General features: G+C 52.0%; 22 protein-coding genes. 4 read left to right on the top strand and 18 right to left on the bottom strand.

The features are described from left to right. Positions 1-257 precede the first annotated feature (257 nt). The 10 genes from ftsP to BG55_RS09705 all read right to left on the bottom strand — a co-directional run bounded on the left by ftsP (position 258) and on the right by BG55_RS09705 (position 11214). The gene (ftsP, locus tag BG55_RS09750; RefSeq protein WP_034936972.1) at positions 258-1673 is read right to left on the bottom strand and encodes a cell division protein FtsP; all 1416 of its coding nucleotides are present in this window, start codon (positions 1671-1673) and stop codon (positions 258-260) included. Positions 1674-1765: 92 nt separating this feature from the next. Then, positions 1766-2503 carry a 1-acylglycerol-3-phosphate O-acyltransferase gene (locus BG55_RS09745; RefSeq protein ID WP_034936970.1) on the bottom strand — a complete coding sequence of 246 codons (738 nt, stop codon included), beginning with the start codon at positions 2501-2503 and terminating at the stop codon, positions 1766-1768. 101 nt (positions 2504-2604) lie between these two features. Next, positions 2605-4878: a DNA topoisomerase IV subunit A gene (parC, locus tag BG55_RS09740; RefSeq protein ID WP_034936968.1), complete on the bottom strand. Its 2274-nt coding sequence runs from the start codon at positions 4876-4878 to the stop codon at positions 2605-2607. 148 nt (positions 4879-5026) lie between these two features. Next, positions 5027-5797 (bottom strand): transporter substrate-binding domain-containing protein, encoded by a 771-nt coding sequence (locus BG55_RS09735; RefSeq protein WP_052018774.1) that lies wholly within the window; start codon positions 5795-5797, stop codon positions 5027-5029. Between the two features lie 146 nt (positions 5798-5943). Beyond that, on the bottom strand, positions 5944-6486 hold the full coding sequence (locus BG55_RS09730) for an AAA family ATPase (protein WP_034936963.1): 543 nt from the start codon (positions 6484-6486) through the stop codon (positions 5944-5946). Next, positions 6486-7139, bottom strand: a complete 654-nt coding sequence (locus BG55_RS09725) for a 2OG-Fe(II) oxygenase (protein ID WP_034936961.1) — start codon at positions 7137-7139, stop codon at positions 6486-6488. The genes BG55_RS09730 and BG55_RS09725 overlap by 1 nt, the downstream gene beginning before the upstream one ends. A 49-nt stretch (positions 7140-7188) precedes the next feature. Then, positions 7189-8436 (bottom strand): class-III pyridoxal-phosphate-dependent aminotransferase, encoded by a 1248-nt coding sequence (locus BG55_RS09720; protein WP_034936960.1) that lies wholly within the window; start codon positions 8434-8436, stop codon positions 7189-7191. Beyond that, complete coding sequence (locus tag BG55_RS09715; RefSeq protein ID WP_034936958.1) at positions 8420-9454, bottom strand: sulfotransferase family protein; 1035 nt, start codon at positions 9452-9454, stop codon at positions 8420-8422. Before BG55_RS09715 ends, BG55_RS09720 begins: the two co-directional genes overlap by 17 nt. Before the next feature lie 12 nt (positions 9455-9466). Further along, on the bottom strand, positions 9467-10282 hold the full coding sequence (locus BG55_RS09710) for a TauD/TfdA family dioxygenase (RefSeq protein ID WP_034936957.1): 816 nt from the start codon (positions 10280-10282) through the stop codon (positions 9467-9469). A gap of 152 nt (positions 10283-10434) precedes the next feature. Continuing rightward, complete coding sequence (locus BG55_RS09705) at positions 10435-11214, bottom strand: SDR family oxidoreductase (protein ID WP_034936954.1); 780 nt, start codon at positions 11212-11214, stop codon at positions 10435-10437. A 1027-nt stretch (positions 11215-12241) separates the two neighbouring features. On the opposite strand from BG55_RS09705, the gene BG55_RS09700 reads away from it, so the two are divergent. Both BG55_RS09700 and BG55_RS09695 read left to right on the top strand, forming a co-directional pair. After that, complete coding sequence (locus BG55_RS09700; RefSeq protein WP_034936951.1) at positions 12242-12550, top strand: putative quinol monooxygenase; 309 nt, start codon at positions 12242-12244, stop codon at positions 12548-12550. A gap of 70 nt (positions 12551-12620) precedes the next feature. Beyond that, entirely contained in the window at positions 12621-13550 is a 930-nt protein-coding gene (locus BG55_RS09695) for a nucleoside hydrolase (RefSeq protein ID WP_034936949.1), read from the top strand. Between the two features lie 61 nt (positions 13551-13611). Here BG55_RS09695 and BG55_RS09690 read toward each other — a convergent pair whose 3' ends face one another. After that, positions 13612-14124, bottom strand: a complete 513-nt coding sequence (locus BG55_RS09690) for a GNAT family N-acetyltransferase (RefSeq protein WP_034936947.1) — start codon at positions 14122-14124, stop codon at positions 13612-13614. Between the two features lie 62 nt (positions 14125-14186). On the opposite strand from BG55_RS09690, the gene BG55_RS09685 reads away from it, so the two are divergent. Next, on the top strand, positions 14187-14765 hold the full coding sequence (locus tag BG55_RS09685) for an XRE family transcriptional regulator (protein ID WP_034936945.1): 579 nt from the start codon (positions 14187-14189) through the stop codon (positions 14763-14765). Between the two features lie 30 nt (positions 14766-14795). Here BG55_RS09685 and BG55_RS09680 read toward each other — a convergent pair whose 3' ends face one another. Next, entirely contained in the window at positions 14796-16265 is a 1470-nt protein-coding gene (locus tag BG55_RS09680; protein ID WP_034936943.1) for a prolyl oligopeptidase family serine peptidase, read from the bottom strand. Between the two features lie 236 nt (positions 16266-16501). Further along, positions 16502-17083: an O-methyltransferase gene (locus BG55_RS09675; RefSeq protein ID WP_235192740.1), complete on the bottom strand. Its 582-nt coding sequence runs from the start codon at positions 17081-17083 to the stop codon at positions 16502-16504. A gap of 191 nt (positions 17084-17274) precedes the next feature. Between BG55_RS09675 and BG55_RS09670 the strand changes: the two genes are divergently transcribed. Beyond that, positions 17275-17922: a TetR/AcrR family transcriptional regulator gene (locus BG55_RS09670; RefSeq protein WP_034936941.1), complete on the top strand. Its 648-nt coding sequence runs from the start codon at positions 17275-17277 to the stop codon at positions 17920-17922. A gap of 147 nt (positions 17923-18069) precedes the next feature. Here BG55_RS09670 and parE read toward each other — a convergent pair whose 3' ends face one another. The 5 genes from parE to nudF are packed head-to-tail and all read right to left on the bottom strand — an operon-like array spanning position 18070 to position 22540. Then, complete coding sequence (gene parE / locus BG55_RS09665; RefSeq protein WP_034936938.1) at positions 18070-19965, bottom strand: DNA topoisomerase IV subunit B; 1896 nt, start codon at positions 19963-19965, stop codon at positions 18070-18072. A 54-nt stretch (positions 19966-20019) separates the two neighbouring features. After that, positions 20020-20601: an esterase YqiA gene (gene yqiA / locus BG55_RS09660; protein ID WP_034936937.1), complete on the bottom strand. Its 582-nt coding sequence runs from the start codon at positions 20599-20601 to the stop codon at positions 20020-20022. 3 nt (positions 20602-20604) lie between these two features. Beyond that, positions 20605-21432 (bottom strand): 3',5'-cyclic-AMP phosphodiesterase, encoded by an 828-nt coding sequence (cpdA, locus tag BG55_RS09655; RefSeq protein WP_034936935.1) that lies wholly within the window; start codon positions 21430-21432, stop codon positions 20605-20607. A gap of 47 nt (positions 21433-21479) precedes the next feature. Beyond that, positions 21480-21908, bottom strand: coding sequence for a DUF1249 family protein (locus tag BG55_RS09650; protein ID WP_034936934.1), 429 nt, complete (start codon positions 21906-21908; stop codon positions 21480-21482). Continuing rightward, the gene (gene nudF, locus BG55_RS09645; RefSeq protein WP_034936932.1) at positions 21905-22540 is read right to left on the bottom strand and encodes an ADP-ribose diphosphatase; all 636 of its coding nucleotides are present in this window, start codon (positions 22538-22540) and stop codon (positions 21905-21907) included. Before nudF ends, BG55_RS09650 begins: the two co-directional genes overlap by 4 nt. Between the last annotated feature and the right edge of the window lie 199 nt (positions 22541-22739).

Below are 22739 nucleotides of genomic sequence, written 5' to 3'. Positions count from 1 at the left end.
TTAACAACAACGCAAATGGTTATTCAGGGAAATTAATATCACATTAAAATCAGCAGATATTCTTTACAGCCTGTTAATAATAACCTCAGGCAGTTTCATCATCGCTGATGACTAATTAAAACCACGCTGAATTTTATTAAAAATATTCATATCCCAGGTTTGACCGCTCTGTAAAAATCAGACTCATCTTTATAAGCGCGGTGTAACCTTTGCCGGTCGCACAATCATGACAATATCAACAGAGAACAGACCGTGAATTACTGGACGGGTTGTACCTGAAGTTGCCCGGCGCTGCCACGATCGGCCATCTCCAGCGTCTGACTGTAGTAGACAAACGGGAAATGATCGGACGAGGGTTGTGTAAAGGAGACTAACAGCTCCACGCTACCATCCACCCAGACCGTGTCCTTCCAGCCGCGATCTTCCAGCATTGGCTGCGCACCGTTGACGTTCTTAATCAGGAACATCACTCCCTGAACGTGAAAGGACTGCGGCAGGTCGGCATAGATTATCCAGCGTTCAAAGGTCCCCTGCTGCGCCTGGGTATCAATACGAGCCATATCCCACAGCGCCCCATTAATTCCCGGTGTTGAATCGCCCAGGCGAAACTCCCGCGTACGACCGCTTCCTCCTTCAATCAGCTGATCGGGCAGCAGCCGCATCGGCAAATTATCGGTCACCAGCGGCAGCAGGCCGGTGGGACGCAGCGTCAGAACCAGCGTGGAGGTGAGGATTGAAGAGGGCTGGAACAGTCCACGCAGCCGTTCAACCACGCCAGCAGCCCTGCCCGCAGTAATCGATACTTCATTGCCCTGGCTCATATCCACCAGAATTTCACGACGCTCACCGGGCGCCAGCGACAGCTGCTGGACCGATACCGGAGCAGGCAGGAAACCCTGATCGCTGGCAATCACGTTAAATGCCCGACTGTCACTCATCTGCAACAGGTAACGGCGGGAGTTTGAGGCGTTAAGCAACCGCAGGCGGACCCAGCCACGCGAAACGTCAACATAAGGATTTTGTACGCCGTTGACCAGCAGGGTATCGCCCACAAAGCCACCGCTTGAGGGGGGATCGTATTCCGGCGAACCGAAGTTATCGATACGCTTGTCCTGAATAATCAGCGGAAAATCATCCACGCCATAGTGCGCAGGCAACGGCAGCGCTTTGCTGACCTCGTCTTCCACCAGCCACATGCCAGCAAGCCCATTGTAGATATGCTCTGCCATATGGTTTGGCGTCATAGCATGATACCAGCAGGTTGCCGCTGGCTGGCGCACCGGCATTACCGGTGCCCAGTCGACGCCGGGCGACATCAGTCGCGGTGCGCCTCCCGCCAGCGCGCCCGGAACCTGTAGCCCGCTGATGGTCATGGCAACCGGCTCGTTCAACCGGTTACTGTAAATAAGTTTGACGTCATCCCCCTTCCACACGCGTACCGTCGGGCCAAGATAGAGGCCATTAATCCCCCACACCTGAGCTTTACTGCCTCCGGTAAAAGACCAGTGGCTGCGTTGCAGGGTAAGAAAGACCGGTTGCCCGCGACGAGACTCCACCAGCGGCGGAACCGGCAGCGCAGTGCCCGGTCCGGCGGCGCGCACCTGGACAGGCAATGCGCTGGCACAGAGTGCAACGCCGGATGTCTTAATAAACTGACGACGACTGAGGGACATAAAAACTCCGAATTCCAAAAAGCAGCGCTGCTGGCAGGCTGCTATCCATTTTTATGATTTTAATCAATGCTGTGTATCTGGTCAGGAAAGTATCAGATTTTCCCGTCGGCTTCGCGCCTGGCCACTTCTGCGTTCAGTTCTTCCAGTTTGAGCGCCATCAGCTCGCGGCAATGGGTTGCCAGCTTACGTACCGACTGATCGGCAAAGGCTGAGGTATCTACCGGTGGCAGCATCTCAACAATTACCAGACCGTTTTTCAGCCGGTTGAGTTTGATTTTATCGTGGGTGTTACTGACCACCACCGGGATCACCGGTACGCCCGCCGCGACGGCCGCATGGAACGCGCCGGTCTTGAATGGCAACAGGCCGCGTCCCCGACTGCGGGTGCCTTCCGGGAACATCCAGAATGAGATTTTTTTCTTTTTGAACTGATTGACCAGCTCAGCAATGGTGCCATGCGCACTGGCACGGTTATCACGGTCAATCAACAGATTACCCGTCAGCCAGTAGAGCTGCCCGAAAAACGGGATCCACAACAGGCTTTTCTTACCCACGGTGACGGTGGTCGGCTGCACAATATTGGCGGCAGTGATCATGTCGTAGTTGTTCTGATGATTGGCGATATAGATAGCGTTTGGATAATTTTCCGCACCGGCAGGTTTGCGCAGCTCCACTTTCACGCCAAATACCCTGGAAAGACGGCCGAACATATGCCCAAAGGTCGCCACATGGCGTGGGTTGCGCGGGCTGAGCAGACAATAAATACTGCCGAATACACAGACCAGTACCGAATAAGTAATTACTACGATGAAGCGTAAAATGGAGAGCATACATCCTCATTATTGCTGTCATACCTGGTCAGCAGGCACCGACCAGAGTATATCCTTAATTGGCGAAATCCACCGCATTTCACCGGGTTAGCAGATGGCTGTTATGCGTCACCGTCGCCCGTCTGTTCACGCGCCGGCATATCCACCTCAACACGGTCTATCCGTTGCAGTCCTCGTGGCAGTAGCGTTCCCCGCCGCCCCCGCTCAGCACGGAACTTCTGAAGATCTTCCGGGCGCAGAGTGAGTTTGCGTTTACCAACATGCAGAGTAATCGCCGTTTGCGGCGAGAGCAGCAACAGCCAGCTCAGCTTATCTTCACCAGACGCCGCCTGCGCCGAAGGAATGGAGACGATCTTGTTGCCTTTGCCCTTGCTCAGCTGTGGCAAATCCGCCACCGGGAACAGCAGCATTCTTCCGGCAGCGGTAATCGCCAGCAGCAGATCGTCATCGTGATGAATCGCCAGTGGCGTCATCACTCTGGCATTTTCAGGCAGATTTAACAGGGCTTTTCCGGCGCGGTTACGGGAAACCAGATCGTTAAAGGTACAGACAAAGCCATAACCCGCATCCGAGGCCATCAGCAGCCGTTGATCGTCAGCCTCCATCAACACCTGTTCCATTATCGCGCCCGGTGGCGGCGTGAGTTTGCCGGTCAGGGGTTCACCCTGACCACGCGCCGACGGCAGAGTGACCGGGTCTAACGCATAGCTGCGTCCGGTAGAGTCAATAAAGACCACCGGCTGGTTACTCTTACCGCGCGCCGCAGCCCGGTAATTGTCTCCGGCCTTATAACTCAGCCCGACCGGATCAATATCATGGCCCCTGGCACTGCGCACCCAGCCCATTTGAGACAGCACAATGGTCACCGGTTCGGACGGCACCAGTTCGCTTTCGCTGATCGCTTTCGCTTCTTCACGCTCGCGCAGTGGCGAGCGGCGGGCATCCCCATAAGTATCGCTGTCAGCCTGAATTTCTTTCTTCAGCAGGGTGTTCATCTTGCGTTCAGAGGCGAGGATCTCCTGCAATTTATCGCGCTCTTTCGCCAGTTCATCCTGCTCACCGCGAATTTTCATCTCTTCCAGTCTGGCAAGATGACGTAATTTCAGTTCAAGGATCGCTTCGGCCTGGGTTTCGCTGATACCGAAACGCGCCATCAGTTGCGGCTTCGGCTCATCCTCAGTGCGGATGATATGAATAACTTCATCAATGTTAAGAAACGCAATCAGCAAACCTTCCAGAATGTGCAGGCGTTTCAGCACCTTTTCCAGACGGAAGTTCAGGCGACGACGGACAGTTTCACGGCGGAAAACCAGCCATTCGCTGATAATTTCCAGCAGATTTTTCACCGCCGGACGGTTATCCAGGCCGATCATATTGAGGTTAATGCGGTAGCTTTTTTCCAGATCGGTCGTGGCAAACAGGTGATTCATCACCTGTTCTACATCCACGCGGTTAGAGCGCGGGACAATGACCAGCCGCGTCGGGTTTTCGTGGTTGGACTCATCACGCAGATCTTCCACCATCGGCAGCTTTTTGTTGCGCATCTGTGTGGCAATCTGTTCCAGCACCCGGGCACCGGAAACCTGATGCGGCAGCGCAGTGATCACCACGTCGCCGTCTTCTTTTTTCCATACGGCACGCATTCGCACCGAGCCACGCCCGCTCTGATAGATTTTACGGATCTCATTGCGAGGGGTGATAATCTCCGCCTCGGTGGGATAATCCGGCCCCTGCACAATGTCCAGCAGCTCATCCAGCGATGCTTTGGGCGAGTCGATCAGTTTAATCGCCGCCTGCGCCACTTCACGCAGGTTATGCGGTGGGATATCGGTTGCCATTCCCACCGCAATGCCGGTGGTGCCGTTGAGCAGAATATTTGGCAGACGTGCAGGGAGGATCGAAGGCTCCTGCATCGTCCCGTCAAAATTTGGAATAAAATCAACGGTGCCCTGCGTTAGCTCGCTGAGCAGCAGTTCGGCATACTTTGACAGCCGCGATTCGGTATAGCGCATCGCCGCGAAGGATTTCGGATCGTCCGGCGCGCCCCAGTTGCCCTGCCCGTCCACCAGCGGATAACGGTAGGAGAAGGGCTGAGCCATCAGCACCATCGCTTCATAGCAGGCGCTGTCGCCGTGCGGATGGTATTTACCCAGCACGTCACCCACGGTACGCGCCGATTTTTTAAATTTGGCGCTGTTATTCAGTCCCAGTTCGGACATCGCATAGACGATACGGCGCTGAACAGGTTTCAGACCATCCCCAATATAGGGCAGCGCACGATCCATGATGACGTACATGGAATAGTTGAGGTAGGCCTCTTCGGTAAACTTATGCAGGGCACGACGCTCTGCACCATCCTGCGTCAGATCACTCATTACTGTTGATTCCTCACATCGTGGCGCAATCGGTATGCCACATCGGGGTGATTTGGCGAGGATAGTACCTTATCCGGACAGGTTCTGTCACAGGTAACCGTGGAGGAAGTTGGATGAGGGCGGGAGCCAGGTTTCCCGCCGTAAAAGCCTATTTTGCGTCAGCCAACCATTCACCCGCAGTCTGCTGGTATTCGCCGGTGGCGATACTGAGATGCAGCCACTGATCGACATACAGCTTCCAGCTCATGTCATCGCGCGGCAACATCCAGGCTTTTTCGCCATACTGCATCGGCTGCTGAGGGTTAATGGCACAAAGCTGCGGGTAGTGCTTCTGCTGGTAAAGCGCTTCCGAAGCATCGGTTATCATCACGTCGGCTTTTTTATCCACCAGTTGCTGAAAGATGGTGACGTTATCGTGGTACAGGGTCAGATTTGCCTGTGGCAGTACCTGATGGGCGAAAGCTTCGTTAGTGCCGCCCGCCGGTTCAATCAGCCGTACAGCAGGCTGGTTCAGCTGCCTGACCGTCTGGTATTTCGCTTTATCGGCACAGCGCACCAGCGGAATTTTGCCGTCGCTGCCCAGCGAGCTGGCAAACCATGCCTTCTGCTGGCGTTTCAGGGTGACAGAGATCCCGCCGACCGCAATATCACACTGCTTCGCCAGAAAATCCTGCATCAGGGTCTTCCAGGTGGTGGGCACCCATTTGATTTGTGCATCCAGGCTTTTGGCCAGCGAGCGGGCCATGGTGATATCAAGCCCCTCATAGTCTCCGTCTGGCCGCAGCAGGCTGTATGGCCGGTAATCCCCGGTGGTACAAACCGTCAGCACTTTACTTTGCAGAACACGGTCGAGATGTGATTGCGCACTGACGCTCCCCGCTGCCAACAGCAGCAGTAGAATAAACCCTCTTTTCATCATGTTGTTGCTCTCTTGTTTCAAGAAAATCACGCAACAGAGTTTATCGCCTGTTACTGCACAGATAGCAAAGATGTTGTCAGCAGAAAGATAGCTTTCTGCGCCCTGCTCCGCTTAAACACGCACCAGACACAGGTATGCTGACAGAATTACAGGGCGTCAAGCCAGTCGTTTATGATTCTGACCACTTCTTCAGCGGTCAGGTCGGTAGTGGAAAGGCGCAGGTGAAAGGCGGCTTCAATACGGTCGCGGTAGTGATACTGGCTTAAAATCTTTTGCAGCGCATCCTGGGTATTCACCTTGCCAAACCGGGCACGATCGCTGTTTTTCACCCGGTTCAGAAGCTGAGCTTCGTCGCTGCAAAGCTGCACGAAACAGGGCGTGACGCGGTGCTTCTCACAAATCGTCTTTATTGCGGCGATATATTCATCGTCTTTACTTCCTTCATAACAGAAGGTGGTGATCACATCGTTATCACGCTGAGCAAAAAGCAGCGACAAAGTATACAGCCGAATTTTACAGGCAAATTGCTTTGTGAAGTCAAAGCCACTGTCCGGGGGCAGTAGCGCCACCGCCAGATCGTAAGTCAGATGATTATGGAACAGCGTTGCCGCCGTTTGAGCTGCCAGCAAACCACCCACGGTGAGTTTCCCCACCGCCGGAGGACCGTAAAGAAAAATGAGCTTCTTCATCACTGCCTGGTGCTCATGGTGCCGGGTTCATACCAGGTGACATTGAGTGCATTGCGTGTTTTGACCGATTCTCCCGTTAACGGCACAACCTGATGCCAGGTTTCATAATATCCGTCGCGAATAATGACGCTGGCGTTGCCAACAAGAGGAAGGACTGAACAACAGACTTCCGCGTGATTATCGGGGTTGAGGATCTGAAATGCCCCGCCCCAGCTCTCCTGCCACTGGTCATTGAAATAGATAATCATGCGAAATCCCCGGGTCAGAGAGGCATCAACGTGTGGCAGATAGTGAGTATCCCGTCCACCACGAAACGCGACCGCTTCCATTTTGAATTCAGCCAGGGGTGCCTGGCAAAATGTGGATAACGCGGTAATAAATTTGTCAGACAGCAGTTCATTACACATTCCCTGCCAGGCATGGCTCAGCGTGGCCGGATCGGTTAAATGACCTTGTCCAAGTGGAATAAGGGTACGGCGATAAAAATAGCCACCATTACGTTCACGATAATTAAATCCTTCGGTCGGAAATTCCTCTGCCAGGGTTAACGCTGTGGTGCTGTTATGCCAGATTTGCGTTAATTCCCCCCAGGGGAAAGGCGATTCATGCCTGCGTCCATGAATAATATTTTCAAGATTGAAGTATTCAGACATAGCTTATTCCCATAAACATTTTTAAATAACAATGACAGCGGTAAATAACTTATGGCAGTGAAGCAAGCGCCGTGGTAATACGCTGGGCTAATTCCTCTGCCTCTTTATCCGAAAGGGTAAAAGCCGGTGCCAGTTTTAAATAACAGCCGGCAGCACCTACAATAACTCCGTGCTGCCGTATTACCGCCTGTGCACGTCCACAAAGCATCGGCGATGCAAATGTCATTGATAACATCAGCCCTTTTCCTTGCAGGCTGAGCAGCCCATCTGTTTGCGGCAGAGCATCGCGGATTAACCGTAAAAGTCTGTTTCCTTTTTCCACCACGGCATCATAAAGATGGTGTTTATCCAGATAGTCGAGGATAAACAGTCCTGCGCGACAGCCGAGTAAATTACCGGATTGCGTATGTCCATGACGGAAAAACGGCAGCGCCTGTCCTTTAAAGCTGTCAGCGATTTTTTCTGTGGCAATCACGGCAGTAACAGGTACGCCACCGCCAAGGCATTTACTGAAAATAACAATGTCAGGATGGGCGCCCTGCGAAATTGATTCACAAAACGCGCCCGCGCGACCAATACCACAATAGACTTCATCGCAGATCAGCGGAATATCATATTTGTTGGCCAGTGCAGAGAGTTGTTGCAAAAAACCTTCGGGCAGCAGGCGTGTACCTTCCATCGCCATAATTGGCTCGATAATCACCGCAGCGATGGTGTCCTGCTGCTGTTCAAAAACATTTTGCCAGGCGTCAAGATCCTTCAGCTGCGTCGGTGGCGGCATGGTTATCGTATTGTCAGCCAGCAAAGAGGGTAAAATGCCCTCATTAATAAATGCCCGCCTTGTCGCCATCATCGCACCCAGCGTGCAGCCATGATAAGCGCCATCGATAGCCATGATTTTGGTTCGTTGCATACGCCCGCAGTTGACCTGATATTGCCAGGCCATTTTTAATGCGCTCTCAACCCCTTCGCTGCCGCTACCCACGAAGAAGCTGTTGCGCAGACCGGTATCAGTCAGCTTTGACGCTATTTTCTCAGCAAGCTGTCCGGGCAGTTGGGTATTTGAATAGATATTGCAGGCATGCATCAGCGTGGCGATCTGTTGTTGCAGCACGGCAATCAGTTCAGGATGAGAGTGCCCAAGGCAGTGGTTATAACATCCCGATATGCCGTCAAGATAACGCTCGCCATTCTCAGCAAATAAATAAATACCCTGTCCGTGGCTGATAAGCGGTCGTTCATCTTTCCCGGTAAGCACCGTATAAGGCGGCCAGTGTGGACTATAAATATGGCTCATATTTTGTCCCTTTCAGGGTAGTGATGAGTTGAGGGTAATTACTGATGACAGAACTGAGGGGACGGCTCTCTTTTCTGCCGGTTCCGGCACAAAGTCTGAGTTCAGAAACACCGAGGAAAGACAATATTTCACCGGCAGCGGTTTCGGGGGCGGCAACCACATCTTCATAATAAAGGGTCAGCATCTGATGATGCTGAAAAGCTTCGGTGAATTTAAGGCGGTTTTCTGTATTTTCATCAATGAATGGCAGCAACTCATCAAGAGAAACTGCAATCTTTTCATCAGAAACAGCCCGGCTGTCGTTCCTGGCGAAATACCATATCTGATCGCGCAGGCTTTTCTTTAACGACACGAACTGTTGCAACAGACTTTTTCTTTCCAGCAGGATCAATTTCAGGTCGGGGATCGCCTGTAAATCAGGCCAGACAGAATGTTTTCCCCACTGCGTGTCGAGATCGCGAAAAAGCACAAATCCCACCGCTTCAACATATTCAAACCAGGGCCGGAAAAGATGGCGCTGAATAATGGTGTCAACAGGAGTATCACTTACCGAGTAAGGAAGTAAGTGCTGGCCAAAGCGATTGAAGGCTTCGCCGTGCATTTCAATATTGGGATGAGAACCCAGCAGCGTGCGGATCAAATGCGTACCCGCTCTGGGCGTCGATACAACAGCAAATTTCTTGTAACTGGTTTGCGCAGCCAGCACCTCTGCCCCCACGCTGCCGCCAACCCATTTGAATTTTTCCGCTAAGGCAATTTTTTCACAGAACAACGAAAAATAGTGCGGGGCGGCCTGTTGCAGCTCCAGCAACGGAGCTTTAAGTTCGTCTCCTCTGATCCCCTGCGAACTCCAGTTTTCGCCTTTACGACGATATTCATCAACAAATGCCAGCATCGCCGCGCGTGTTTTTTCTGCCACCGTTATATTTTCTAAATCTGAACGCATTTGCGCCTGAAGTCGTTCCGGGGGACAGGTAAGCCAGCTGTTCCACTGTTCAGCCAAAGTGGGTTCGTGCATCATCTTTCCTTATTAAGCGCTAAGTTTCGGTACATCGACAAACATGCCTCGCAGCAATGTTCTTGGACAAGCCGGGTCATCTGTAAAGGCACGACGTCCGTGTGAAATTTTGTCATTACGAAATATCAGGGCCTGTCCACGACAGAGAGGAAATGTCAGAAAATAACGGCTTCCTTCTGTTGCCAGCTGTGACAGATAGTCAACGGCATCAGCAACGCGAGGATTTATTTTATAAGACCATTCCCAGTCGGCGGTAATATCCAGGGTAAATCCGCCAATAAAGCCACCGTTCTCATCGGAACGAAAAACCGGCCCGATATGAGAATACTGCTTTCCCGATTGTGTTCCGGTTGAACGTCGCCTGAATATATTCTCTTCAAGTAAGATGTTTGCCAGGTCGGGATAATCAATCCGCAGTTGTTGAAATGCAGATACGCTATCAAACAGAACCGTTTCTCCCCCCTGGGAGGCGTGTTGTTTACAAAGAAGAATTGACGTTTTTATGCTGCCAATCGGGATATAAGAACCATCAGTGTGCAGGGGAAGATGTGCGCTACTGTTAAACACAACATGCGTGCCGCGTGACAGTCCACCAATCTGATTTACCCCGGAAGAAAATACCCCTTCTTCATGCTCCACCCGGTTAAATGCAGACTGATAAATATCGCCCAAAAAATAAAGGTCAGAGATATAGCGAAAATCAGCATCGTCATATTGCCAGTCGTTCTCAATAACAGCAAATCGATATTTCTCAAGGTGCTTAATTACCGCAACTTTATCTTCGATATTAATAACGCATGGCTGCCATCCATCAAAGCAACTCTTCATAGTTGAAACCTCTGTCTGGTAACGCGATCGTCTGGAAAAATATTATTGTGTCTTCATCACCATTCAGATCATCGCCGCTCCCTGTCACCGGGCGCGATCCCTGTTTGACAGTTAAACCTGTTTATCTGCCAGCGGAAGTGATAAAAATGAAATTATACCGCACTGATGCCACCATCAATGGCGAGTGTCTGGCCCGTGATATATTTGCTGGCATCTGAGGAGAATAAAATCGCCGCGCCTTTTAAATCTTCGTTATCACCTATTCGTCGCAAGGGTGATTTTTGTGCGAGCGTTTCAACTCCCACCTTATTCAGTAAATTACGCGTCATGGTTGAAGGAAAAAAACCAGGCGCAAGCGCATTAACGGTAATATTAAATTCGCCCCACTCACCGGCCAGTGCGCGGGTAAAATTTACCACCGCACCTTTGCTGGTGCTGTAGGCAATGCCTTCCAACCAGCCTGGCAGATTGCCCTGCAACCCCGCCAGCGAGGAGACATTAATAATTTTTCCGTAGCGGCGAGGGATCATGCTGTGTTTGCCGATATTGCGGGTTAATAAAAACAGGCTACGGATATTCAAATCCATCACGCGATCCCAGTCGTCAATGGCATGATCTTCTGCCGGCGTACCAAACGCCGTACCGGCATTATTCACCAGAATATCGACGTGACCTTTTTTGGCTATGGCTTCTTGCGCGAGGCGTTCAATATCGACATCCCGCGTATTATCAGCAACTATCCAGTCGGCACTGATGCCCAATGAAGCGAGATGCGACTGCGCCGTGCGTAATTCATCAGCATTTCGTGCAGAAAGGATGACATGCGCCCCCTGCGATCCCAGGGCTTCAGCAATTTGTAATCCTAATCCACGCGAACCGCCGGTGATTAATGCCGTCCGCTCTGACAGATCAAAGAGTTGTGGTGTGCCCAAAATCAGTCTCCCTTAATCTTAAAGCCTGGCCCATCAGGGCTGTTTTACCTGCCATTCTTAACCTGGGCAGTGCTCGAAATCCTCACGTACCCCGTGTACGCTCCGGTTTCTGCACGCTGTCCGTGTCCAGACTGGCTGCGACAATAACGCCTGCTGGGACAGGCTGTTATTTGATGGCCAGGAAATGTCATTTTCCTGACAGGATAATCAGAGCCTGCCTGGCTTCACTCTCTGCCAGCAATCACTGATGATATGTGCAGACCGGCTGTGATTACTGATAACGGCGTAGCTGAAAAATTCTTTCCGCTCCAAAGTTATTTTATCTCTGTTAAAAATAAGACACTCAGACAATTAATTTACTTTAACGCGTTCCGGATATATTTTTTTCTGACCATAAATTACCCCTTCCTCAATTGAATGCGAAAGTAATAATATGAATTTTGCTATAACGATGACTGATATCATTTCATGCCCAAAGGCTGAATATCTCATCCAGTTTTTATTTATCCTGCACAGTGGCAGTGTTGAGGGACGTGTTTAGTGCTCCATTCTGTATATGGCTACTTTTTCAAATTTAAGGTGTAAACTTCCAGGGCCTGCCTGTTATATTTCATCTTAATAAGTTATCACCATTTTTTCACAGCAATTTTTTTAGGATAAGTCCTGGTTTATCCTTTCAGGTGAATATAGTTTCTCGCGTGAATATCTTCTCAAACCGGACGTCGCCAGCATAACAAAAAGTGATACATGGCAAATATATATATTGCTCACGAATTCTTAGTCAACATAATGATCGAAATAAAGCGATTATGATACATTACGCCGTCTGTCAGATAATGTGATGTCTTTGACACTGCTGAAAAATTCTTTTCCCAAAAAGGTTATCTTCGACACAAAATATTATATTGACTGCGACAATCCCAGCCAGGCAGACCAGGATGCTGTGCGCTGAAAATGACGGTGTGACCGTAGCCGCGCAGGCACCCGTCCCCTGAAACGAACTTTCATCAACGCAAAAAGGATCAATATGCTTACCGTTATTGCCGAGATTTGTGTCAGAGCTGGCCGTCGCACTGCCGTGTTACAGGCGATTGAAAAGTTGATCCCCACGGTATTGCAGGAAGAGGGATGCGGAGGGTATCTGCCGCTAATCGATCACAAAGCCCAGGTTCCCTGGAAGCAGCACTCGCCTGACTCAATTTTTATGCTGGAACACTGGGATTCCCTGCGTCATCTGGAGCAACACCAGCAGGCCGAGCATATGGAGCAACATCGTAGTCTGATTAAAGACGATGTGGTGGAGGTGAAAATTTTTGTGCTGGAACCCGTGAAATAACCTTATCGCGGCAAACTGTTTTGTTCGGATTAGTTCTGAGAAATGCCTGCTGGCTGGATTTGAGGACGCAATGAGAAAGATAATTTTTGATACTGATATCGGCGTGGATGATGCTTTCGCGCTGGCCTATGCGGCAAAAACGCAAAATATTTTGGGGATCACTACCGTTTTTGGCAACGTTGCAGTGGGTCAGGCGGTGAAAAATGCCCGCCTGTTTTCACAGCAGATCGGTCTGGATGTGCCGGTATTTCGTGGTTGTTCGCGCCCGCTGGCGCTCTCTCAGGTGACCGGCGCGGCAAAAGTCCACGGCAGCGACGGGTTGGGCGATGTGCTGGAGAATCCTTTCGACGACCGGGCAGAAAGCGCCGTGGAATTCATTATCGACACAGTAAGAGCGCAGCCAGGGGAAATTACCCTGGTGGCTATCGGGCCGCTGACCAATCTGGCAGTGGCAGCTAATCTGGCACCGGACATCATTCCGCTGGTGAAAGAGGTGGTCATCATGGGTGGCGCATTCGGCACCCATGGTCATGCGGGTAATGTGACGCCACACAGCGAATTTAATATCTGGAAAGATCCCCATGCCGCAGACCAGGTTTTCTCTTTCGCCTGGCCCGTGGTGATCCTGCCGCTGGATGTCACCCATCAGGTGCTGATCGGTGCTGAGGATATCCGCAGTCTTAATCTGCCGGTGCTGGAGGCCATTTCTCAGGGCTATCTGCGCTACAGCCTGCAAAAAGAGGGATTCGCCGGAATGGCGCTTCACGACACCCTGACTATTTCCTGGCTGAATCATCCGACGCTGTTTACCACGGTGCAATCGCCGGTCAGGGTCGTTTGCGAAGGCATTACTTTCGGCCAGACCGTGCGGCAACTGACGCAGCTGGCCTCACGTTTCAATCCGTTCGCTGAATGTCCGGCGCAGAGGCTGTGTCTGGAGGTGCAGGCAGAAGCGGTTAAACATGCCTTTCTTGCTGCTCTCGGTGCGGGTGGGCGATAGCTCAGACAACGAAACCGCAGGCCGGTCGCTGTCTGCCGGCCTGCGGTAAAAGCCGCCCGGCTCAGTCGGGATTTGCTCTGCTGTCCAGACGCAAATGAAGGAAGTTCAGATCCAGCCAGTGACCAAACTTACAGCCCACCTCACTGAGCCGCCCGGCGTCGGTGAAGCCAAACTTTCGGTGCAAGGCCAGCGAGGCTTCGTTTGAGGATTCAATCCCGGCGACCATAATGTGTTTCCCTTGCAGGGTAGCCTGTTGAATCAGCACCTTCATCAGCGCAGCGCCAGTGCCTTTACCTCTGGCATTTTTGTCAACATAGATAGAGTCTTCAACGGTATGGCGATAACCATCCCAGGGACGCCAGGCACCGTAAGTGGCATAGCCCAGCACGCTGTTGGCCTGATCCACCGCCACCAGTACCGAAAATCCGGCGTTTTGCCTGTCACTCAGCCATTTTATCCGGTTAGTGATATCGACCGTGCAGTCATTCCAGACAGCGGTTGTCTGCAATACCGCTTCGTTGTAAATCTCAGTAATCGCTGCCGCATCACCTTCTGTCGCCTGACGTATCTTCATGCTGGACACCTCGTTGTGCTGTCACTAAAGTAGATAATCATTCACTATAGTAGTTATCCATTATGTCAGACGAATTGTCCAGTAAAGAAGACGACATTAATCAACGTATCGGTCAGAAGGTGAAAACTGAGAGAGAAAGCCGGGGCTGGTCGCTGACCGATCTGGCCGGATTTTCCGGCGTTTCCAGAGCCATGATCCACAAAATTGAACGGGGAGAAAGCAGCCCGACGGCAACACTGCTGGCGAAACTTGCCGGATCTTTTGACATGAGTATGTCCCAGCTGATTGCCCTGAGTGAAGCCAGGAGTGGAACGCTGATTCGTCATCAGCAGCAGGCTGTCTGGCAGGATCCTGAAACCGGCTATATCCGACGCCACGTCTCACCGGGAAAAATCCCGCTTGACCTGGTCAGTGTGGCGCTACCGGCCGGCGTCACGGTGCCAATGCCCGCTATTTCCTATCTTGGCCGCCGCCAGTTAATCTGGGTGCTGGATGGCACACTCACTTTTCAGGAAGGAAATACGGTGCTGGAGATGAACAAAGGCGATTGTCTGGAGCTGGGCGACCCTACCGACTGCATTTTTCAGAATGCCACCGCCCAGCCCTGTCACTATGCGGTGGTGGTGCTGAAGTCGTCCTGAAGACCACGTCGGCAGGAAAATGCATCCGGCTTAGTTTTTCTTCTGTTTGAACAACCAGTTGCGTGCCGCGTGAATATAAAAAAACTTGCGGGCAGAGGCCATGTGATCGACACCTTTAAAGGTGAGAAACGTAATATTGCCGCCTTCTGCCAGGTAGCCTTCAATGCGTTCGGAGAGTCTGTGCTGATTATCGACCGGGAAAATCAATGCGGGATCGAGTTGCTCGTCAGGCCGGGTTATCTTACCGCCCGCCTGCTGCCAGACAGGGATACATTTCTCATTCCACGGCGTGGCTTTGTTATCCTCTGACCCGGTGATAATTAACAACTTCTGCTTTGCCAGGGTCACCACATCTTTTGGCCGCTGCTGACCGGCAATAATCAGTCCGGCAGCAAAGGTTTCCGGGTGTTTCGCCATCAGCCAGAGCGAGGTCATCGCCCCCATTGACCATCCCGTGCAGTAAACCCGTGAAGCATCAATTTTCAGCACTTTGTCGCGGCGATCCGCCAGATTGGGATTACCGTAGTCCCAGCTGTTGCTTAACAGTGACTGCACCAGTCGCCAGGTGTTCTCCACATCGCTGGTGTGTTCCCAGTAATCATTCATGGTGGTGCGTTCGTAACGTGGGGTGATCACCACGCATTCATGCTGTTCCTGCTCTTCCGGCATACTCCAGATAGCCGCGATACACTGCTCGGTCAGCGTCTGCGCACAGGTGCCATCATAACTGGTGCCGGAATGGGTAATCGCCAGTAGCAGAGGATAAGCTTTGTTTTCGCCCCCCGGTTGGAGGAATGACTGCGGCAAATAAATACTGTATTCCAGCCAGGCTGAGCGCTGGTCATCCCACCACCAGTGATTTTGTTCCCAGCGATCAACACCCCGGATCGCGACGTTATTGCCATGCGCTCCGGCATTGCTCCAGCGGGTGCTGGTCGCCGCATAAACCTGACCTTTCAGCGTGTTAACATTTTTTACCTGGGTCAACCAGACGATGTCGCTGTCCTGAGTGGGTAAACTGAGGTCGGGATCGTGGCTGAACTCCGCAATCACATATCTTCCGGTAACGCTCCTCTGCCCCGATAACAGTGCGGGTGCCGAATTGGTGTAGATAACACTCACCGCTCGCGGCTGCGGGGCGGCGTTGCCCGCATTTTTGTCGGGTTCATCAGGCATACCGGCAAAGAACCCTTCCGCAGCCGGAACGACTGCGGTTTGATAGCTGGTAAGCGTCAGGCTCGCTGGATCAATATCCACATCATATTCAACCGCGATGCCGTAAACCTTTTCACCACCGCCAGTGACTTCACACAGGGCAACAATTCGCTGTATGCCTGGCCCTTTCGCCGCCTCAGCGCCTTGCCCGTTTCCCGCTTCAGACGCCGCCATAAATCCGTTTTTGTTTGCGGCGCGGGCTTCACGGCTTAGCCCGGTGGTGGAAATGGCACTGGCCAGCACGGTTCCGGCCACCATAAATGATCTTCGTGACATATCAGGCATGGTTATCTTCCTTAACAGATTGGGGTTTTATGCAGGTGTTGCCCACATCACTTTCAGCTGACTGATGATGGCTCCGGCTGCGACTTCAGCAGCGCCATCCTGCCCCACTGCATCAGCACCACAGGCAGGTCACTGAACCCATCCGGCTGATAATCAAAGCTTTTAACCGGTCCTGTTAGCGGACAGCAGGGGAGAATTTTTGTGCCCTGACAGAGATGTTTTGCTGCTCTGCGGTTTCAGCTGATTTTAAGCGCCAGCTCGGTACCGCGTTTGATCGGCAGGGTAACGGAGATGAAACCGTTTGCCGGGTTGCGGATAAATTCCAGGAAGTCAGGTTCAGCGTTGTCATTTAGCACATACCCGCCCACACGCAGTTGAGGGGCCATAATTTCAATAACCTGCCTTGCCAGCGTCGGTCCTTCTGCAAGTGGCCAGCCATCGATAAGGACAAAATCAACCGGGCCACCAACATCTTTAAGCGTTTCACGCGCATCTCCCTGGCGGATAGTGACAAATTCATCCAGCCCGGCTTGTGCAAGATTCCGGTATGCCGTTTTCACTTTTTCCGCGACCAGTTCCGCACCAATCACCTCGCCACCGCCGTTATCGCGCATCGCGGCAGCAAAATAGATAGCTGACATCCCCACGGAGGTCGCAAAATCCACCACGCGGGTGGCGTTCATCGCACGGCATAACAGATAGATAAGATCGCCCTGTTCAGGATGAATGGAGAAGCCATAGTCAGCAAAATGTTCAGGGTCGGGCGCGCCGGGTGTGGCAAATGCCGCGGCATCCGGACGCTTGCGGCGTTCATTCATGCTTTGGATCACCTTTAATATCTTCGGATCACGCAGGGCGTGAGAAGTCTGATCGAATCGTTCCGATATCATGATGTTTTCTCCAGAAGTCGCGTTAATATTCACCAGATGTCGATTAACAGGGTGTATCAATTTATGGTACTTATCAAGTACCATATAAGGATGCAGCACTTCGCAACGTGTAAGTAAATATGAACAATCAGCATAATCAGCCTTCCTCGCGTCGGGGGCGGCCACGAACCGAAGACGCGGCCAGTCGGCGCAAAAGCATCATTGCCCACGCATATCGTGCTTTTATTGAACTCGGTTTTGCCAGTACCAGTACGGCGGAAGTGGCCCGCCGGGCAAAAGTGTCGAAAAGAACGCTGTATGAAGTATTCAGTGATAAGCAGGCGCTGTTTGCCGCAGTTGTCAGCGAGCATCGTCATCTGCTGTTGGATCTACCCAGACCTGAACAGGAGCAGTGTTCAGTGGACACCTGCCTGTTTCGTATTTTCCGTCTTGATATCAGCGATGAGGAATATCAGGAACGTGAAGCGATTCTGCGACTGATGACGCGCGAATCTGTTCTCTTTCCTGAACTGTCTGACTATCTCTATGAAAACAAGGCCGTACGTTCCCGCGAAATGTTAATGGCGTGGTTACAGAGTGCAGGCGGGGAGAAAAATTTGCAGCCGGGCTGTCTGGAAGTCTATGCCGGAATGTTGATGGACATCGTTTTTGGTGCGCTGGTGCCCCACCGCCGCGTGAATACGGCCGGACAAAGAAAAGAGATTACGGAGCATATAAAACAACGCATCCGAATCGCGCTCAGGGGAATGGGTTGGCTGCATGACTGAAAAATAAATGTCCTGTGCAATGCATCAGCCATGGTGGCGTTGATCACACAGCGACATTTATCTTTTACCCGGGCTTTTACCGCTTTATCGGTGCTTCCCTGCCTTTGTTCAGTCACCAGCTTCTGTACCGGGGTTTCCCCCCGGCTGTCAGACTTCGATTTCCGCAGTATGGCCGTTTTCCTGGAGCCAGTTACGGCGATCTTCGGCCCGCTTTTTGGCCAGCAGCATATCCATTACTGCCATAGTCTGCTCAATTTCATCATCATCGATGGTGAGCTGTACCAGACGGCGGGTATTCGGATCCAGGGTCGTTTCACGCAGTTGCAGTGGGTTCATCTCGCCCAAGCCTTTGAAGCGCTGTACGTTCGGTTTCCCTTTTTTACGTTTCAGTTGCTCCAGAATGCCTGCTTTTTCTTCTTCATCCAGAGCGTAGTAAACCTCTTTCCCCAGATCGATACGAAACAGCGGCGGCATGGCAACATAGACATGACCGTTTTTTACCAACGAACGGAAGTGACGGACAAACAGCGCGCAAAGCAGCGTGGCGATGTGCATACCGTCAGAATCGGCATCTGCCAGAATACAAATTTTGCCGTAGCGCAGCTGACTCATGTCCTCGCTGTCGGGATCGATGCCGATCGCCACCGAAATATCATGCACCTCCTGCGAGGCCAGCACTTCATCAGAGGAGACTTCCCAGGTGTTCAGGATCTTACCCTTTAGCGGCATGATCGCCTGGTATTCACGATCGCGCGCCTGTTTAGCCGATCCGCCCGCCGAGTCGCCTTCCACCAGGAACAGCTCGGTGCGGTTCAGATCCTGAGCGCTACAGTCAGCCAGCTTGCCGGGCAATGCCGGCCCGCTGGTCAGCTTCTTACGCACCACCTTTTTAGCGGCACGCATCCGGCGCTGAGCGCTTGAAATTGCCAGTTCGGCCAGCATCTCTGCCGCCTGAACATTCTGGTTCAACCACAGGCTGAAGGCATCTTTAACCACCCCAGAAACAAAGGCCGCGCACTGTCGTGACGAAAGACGCTCTTTGGTCTGCCCGGCAAACTGTGGCTCCTGCATTTTCACTGACAGCACGTAAGCACAGCGATCCCAGATATCTTCTGCCGACAGCTTCACACCACGGGGCAGGATATTACGGAATTCACAGAACTCACGCATCGCATCCAGTAATCCCTGACGCAGCCCGTTGACGTGCGTGCCACCCTGCATGGTAGGGATAAGGTTAACGTAGCTCTCCGTCAGCAGTTCACCGCCTTCCGGTAGCCATAACAACGCCCAGTCGACCGCCTCGACATCACCAGCAAATGCACCGACAAAGGGTTTTTCCGGCAGAGTGGGTAAACCGTTGACCGCTTCACAGAGATAATCGGTCAGACCATCGGCATAGCACCAGCTCTGTTCGCTGTTGTTAACGTTATCTTTAAAAACGATTTCCACCCCAGGGCAGAGCACCGCTTTCGCCTTTAACAAATGGCTTAAACGTGAAACGGAAAAACGCGGGCTGTCGAAAAATGACTCATCCGGCCAGAAGCGTACCCGTGTGCCGGTATTGCGTTTGCCAACGGTTCCCGTCACCCGTAAATCTTCTACCTTATCGCCGTTCTCAAATGCCATTTCGTAGACTTCAGCATTACGACGAACCGTCACTTCCACCCGTTTTGACAGGGCGTTAACCACCGAGATCCCCACGCCATGCAGACCACCGGAGAACTGGTAGTTTTTGCTGGAGAATTTACCGCCAGCGTGAAGTCGACAGAAGATTAACTCCACGGCGGGAACGCCCTCTTCCGGATGGATGTCAACAGGCATACCGCGTCCGTCGTCAATGACTTCCAGAGACTGATCCGCATGAAGGATAACCTCAACACGGCGGGCGTGGCCTGCCAGCGCCTCATCGACACTGTTGTCGATCACTTCCTGGCCTAAATGGTTTGGGCGTGAGGTGTCGGTATACATGCCCGGCCGGCGACGGACGGGTTCAAGGCCGCTGAGTACCTCAATGGAATCAGCGTTATAGCTGGATTGGGTCATCGTATAAGTCTGACTGGTGGCTGAAAAGAGTTAGCCAGCCCTCTGCGGCTCACTTCAGTGGCCTGAAAAACCAAGGAAGTCGATAATCGCAGAGAAATGGCGTTCGAATCCGATATAAGCATGATTTCCGCCCTCTTCTACTGTCTGACGGCAGGCGGCGTAGTAAGCCAGAGCCTGTCGATAGTCGAGAACTTCATCACCCGTTTGCTGAAGCAGCCAGATTAAATCCGGGGACTCCAGCGGGTCAATCTGCATTACTTTCAGATCGTAAATGTGGCGAGACTCTAACACATATTGCTGACCGGTGTACGGGTTCTCGTTCTCCCCGAGATAATCCACCAACAGCTCAAAAGGCCGTACGGCAGGATTTACCACCACCGCAGGCAACATAAAACACTGTGACAGCCAGGTTGCATAATATCCGCCCAGCGAAGAACCGATAATCCCCAATGGCTCGCCTGCCGAGGACATAATGATGTTTTCCAACATCATTGCAGCCTCCCCCGGGAATGATGGCAGTTGAGGGACATGTAAACGGATAGCGGGATGATGCTCTGTCAGCCACTGGCGGAACAGTGTGGCCTTAGCCGAGCTGGGAGAACTGTTAAAACCGTGCAGATACAGGAGTGTGGCCATCGCTCAGTAACCTTCGGCATCGGGATCGGGACTGAAAGCACGGGTTTGCAGGCGTTCAACTCCTGTCTCCACCCGACCATTGTCGTACAGCTCCAGCCAGCGCCAGCCGGGCGCTTCAGAATCGATGGTGAAATTGGTGCAGTGTGGCTTGAACTGGACGCAGGTTGAAGGAGTGGCTAACAGGCGACGACCATTCCAGTTGAGGTCTAACTCCTGGTGGATATGCCCGCACACTAAGGTGGCAGCCAGCGGATAGCGCTGTAACACCGCCTCCAGCATCGTTGAGTTACGTAAACTGTGCTGATCGAGCCAGTTACAGCCGGAAGGCAGCGGATGATGATGCAGTAACACCAGGGTATGACGGTTGGGTTCCATTGCCAGCGTTTTATCCAGCCACTCCAGCTGATAATCACTGAGTTCACCGTGGGGTACACCAAATACCTGACTGTCCAGCAACACTATCTGCCAGTTATCGCCCGCCAGCACATGCTTTGCATCAGCAATGCTCGTTTCTGCCAGCGTGCTGTACATGGCGGGCTGAAAGTCATGATTGCCCGGTAACCAGACGCAGGGCGCAGCAAGACGCGAAACGCCCTCAGCAAAATGCTGATAGGCTTCTACGGTATGGTCCTGAGCGAGATCGCCAGTAGCAACGATTAAATCATACGGCTGCTGACCGGCTGAGATAGCCTGTAGCACCGCATCAAAACTGGCCCAGGTGTTCACACCTAAAAGCGTTTCGTTTTTACCGGCAAAAAGATGGGGATCCGTTATCTGTAAAATCCTGATGCAGGCCCCGCTTTGAACAGGAAGTTTTAACTGGCTATCCAATCACAATCCTTAAAGTTAACGCTATCGCAGAAGGTCCCGTTACCTTACTAAACCGGAACAGCCACCGCGCCATGTGTTAAACAGTAACGCAACCAGTCGGCCAGAAACTGGTTTATCTGATGCTTTTCATCACGCTGATGCAGCTTTTTGTTCGGGTAATCATAGCGTGCTTTGAAGCGATAGATCTGCTGTGTGGAACACACTTCCGCGACCCTCGCATCATGGTAAAGCCGGACCGTCATCGCAGGCAGGCTCCAGTAACTGACCGCCGGCGCAATTTGCTTAATCTCAACCAGAGTGGTGTAGCGGGTTGACTCAAGGATGGTCAGCGTGTAACTGGCACCGTGGACCTGATAAGTCACTGACTCAGTTGCCTGTTCATCTTTTGCACCAAGCAACAGGCGACGCAACTGGGCGAAATTCGTCTCGCAGATGCGCATCATCTCAGGAAAATCAGGCACGTAGCGCTTAATCATTCGTTTTTCCACTCTTCTTGAAGTTTTTTATGGTGCAGTTCGAGCCATTGCAAAGCGATGACAGAAGCCGCGTTATCTATTTTCCCCTCTTCCACCCATTGGTATGCCTGTTGACGGCTGACCACATGAACAAGAATATCCTCATTCTCTTCCTCCAGCCCGTGGTTTCCCTGCGCCACGCTGGCATCCACTTCCCCCACCAGAATCGCCAGTCTTTCGCTGGTGCCGCCGGGACTGGCCAGATAATTAAGCACCGGCCTGACACGACCCGGGGTTAATCCTGCCTCTTCTTCCGCTTCACGGCGGACAACATCTTCCGGTGTTTCTCCCGGCTCAATAATACCGGCCACTAATTCTAACAGCCAGGGCGTTGCGCTGCTGTCAAAGGCCGGGATGCGGATTTGCTCAATCAACACCACTTCATCGCGCTGCGGATCGTAAGGCAGCATTGCAGCGGCATGACCACGTTCAAAAACATCCCTTGTTACTTCACCACTCATTTCTCCACTGAACAAGCGGTGGCGAAAATGATATCGAATGAGTGAAAAAAAACCACGGTACAACGTCTCCCGTGCAATAATTTCTACATCGTTTTTGGTGAAAGTCACCGGATATTTTTTGTCGGATTCCATCGGGTTCTCCCTTTGTGCCTGATAGTGGTAAAAACAGGAAAAAGCCATCCCTGCCGCGCACTGAGTGTAGTTCTTAATGAATTATTTAAGTAAATTATGGCAACATGGCACTTTCCGCCAACTTATCTCTCTTGTTTACTCTGCTAGAATCGGCGGTAATTTTTTGGCTTACGTCAGCGCTATCAGAGTAGCTTTGCTG

Origin of the sequence: Erwinia mallotivora, assembly GCF_000590885.1 — a bacterium.
Taxonomy (GTDB): domain Bacteria; phylum Pseudomonadota; class Gammaproteobacteria; order Enterobacterales; family Enterobacteriaceae; genus Erwinia; species Erwinia mallotivora.
This window is presented reverse-complemented; position numbering and strand designations above follow the sequence as displayed.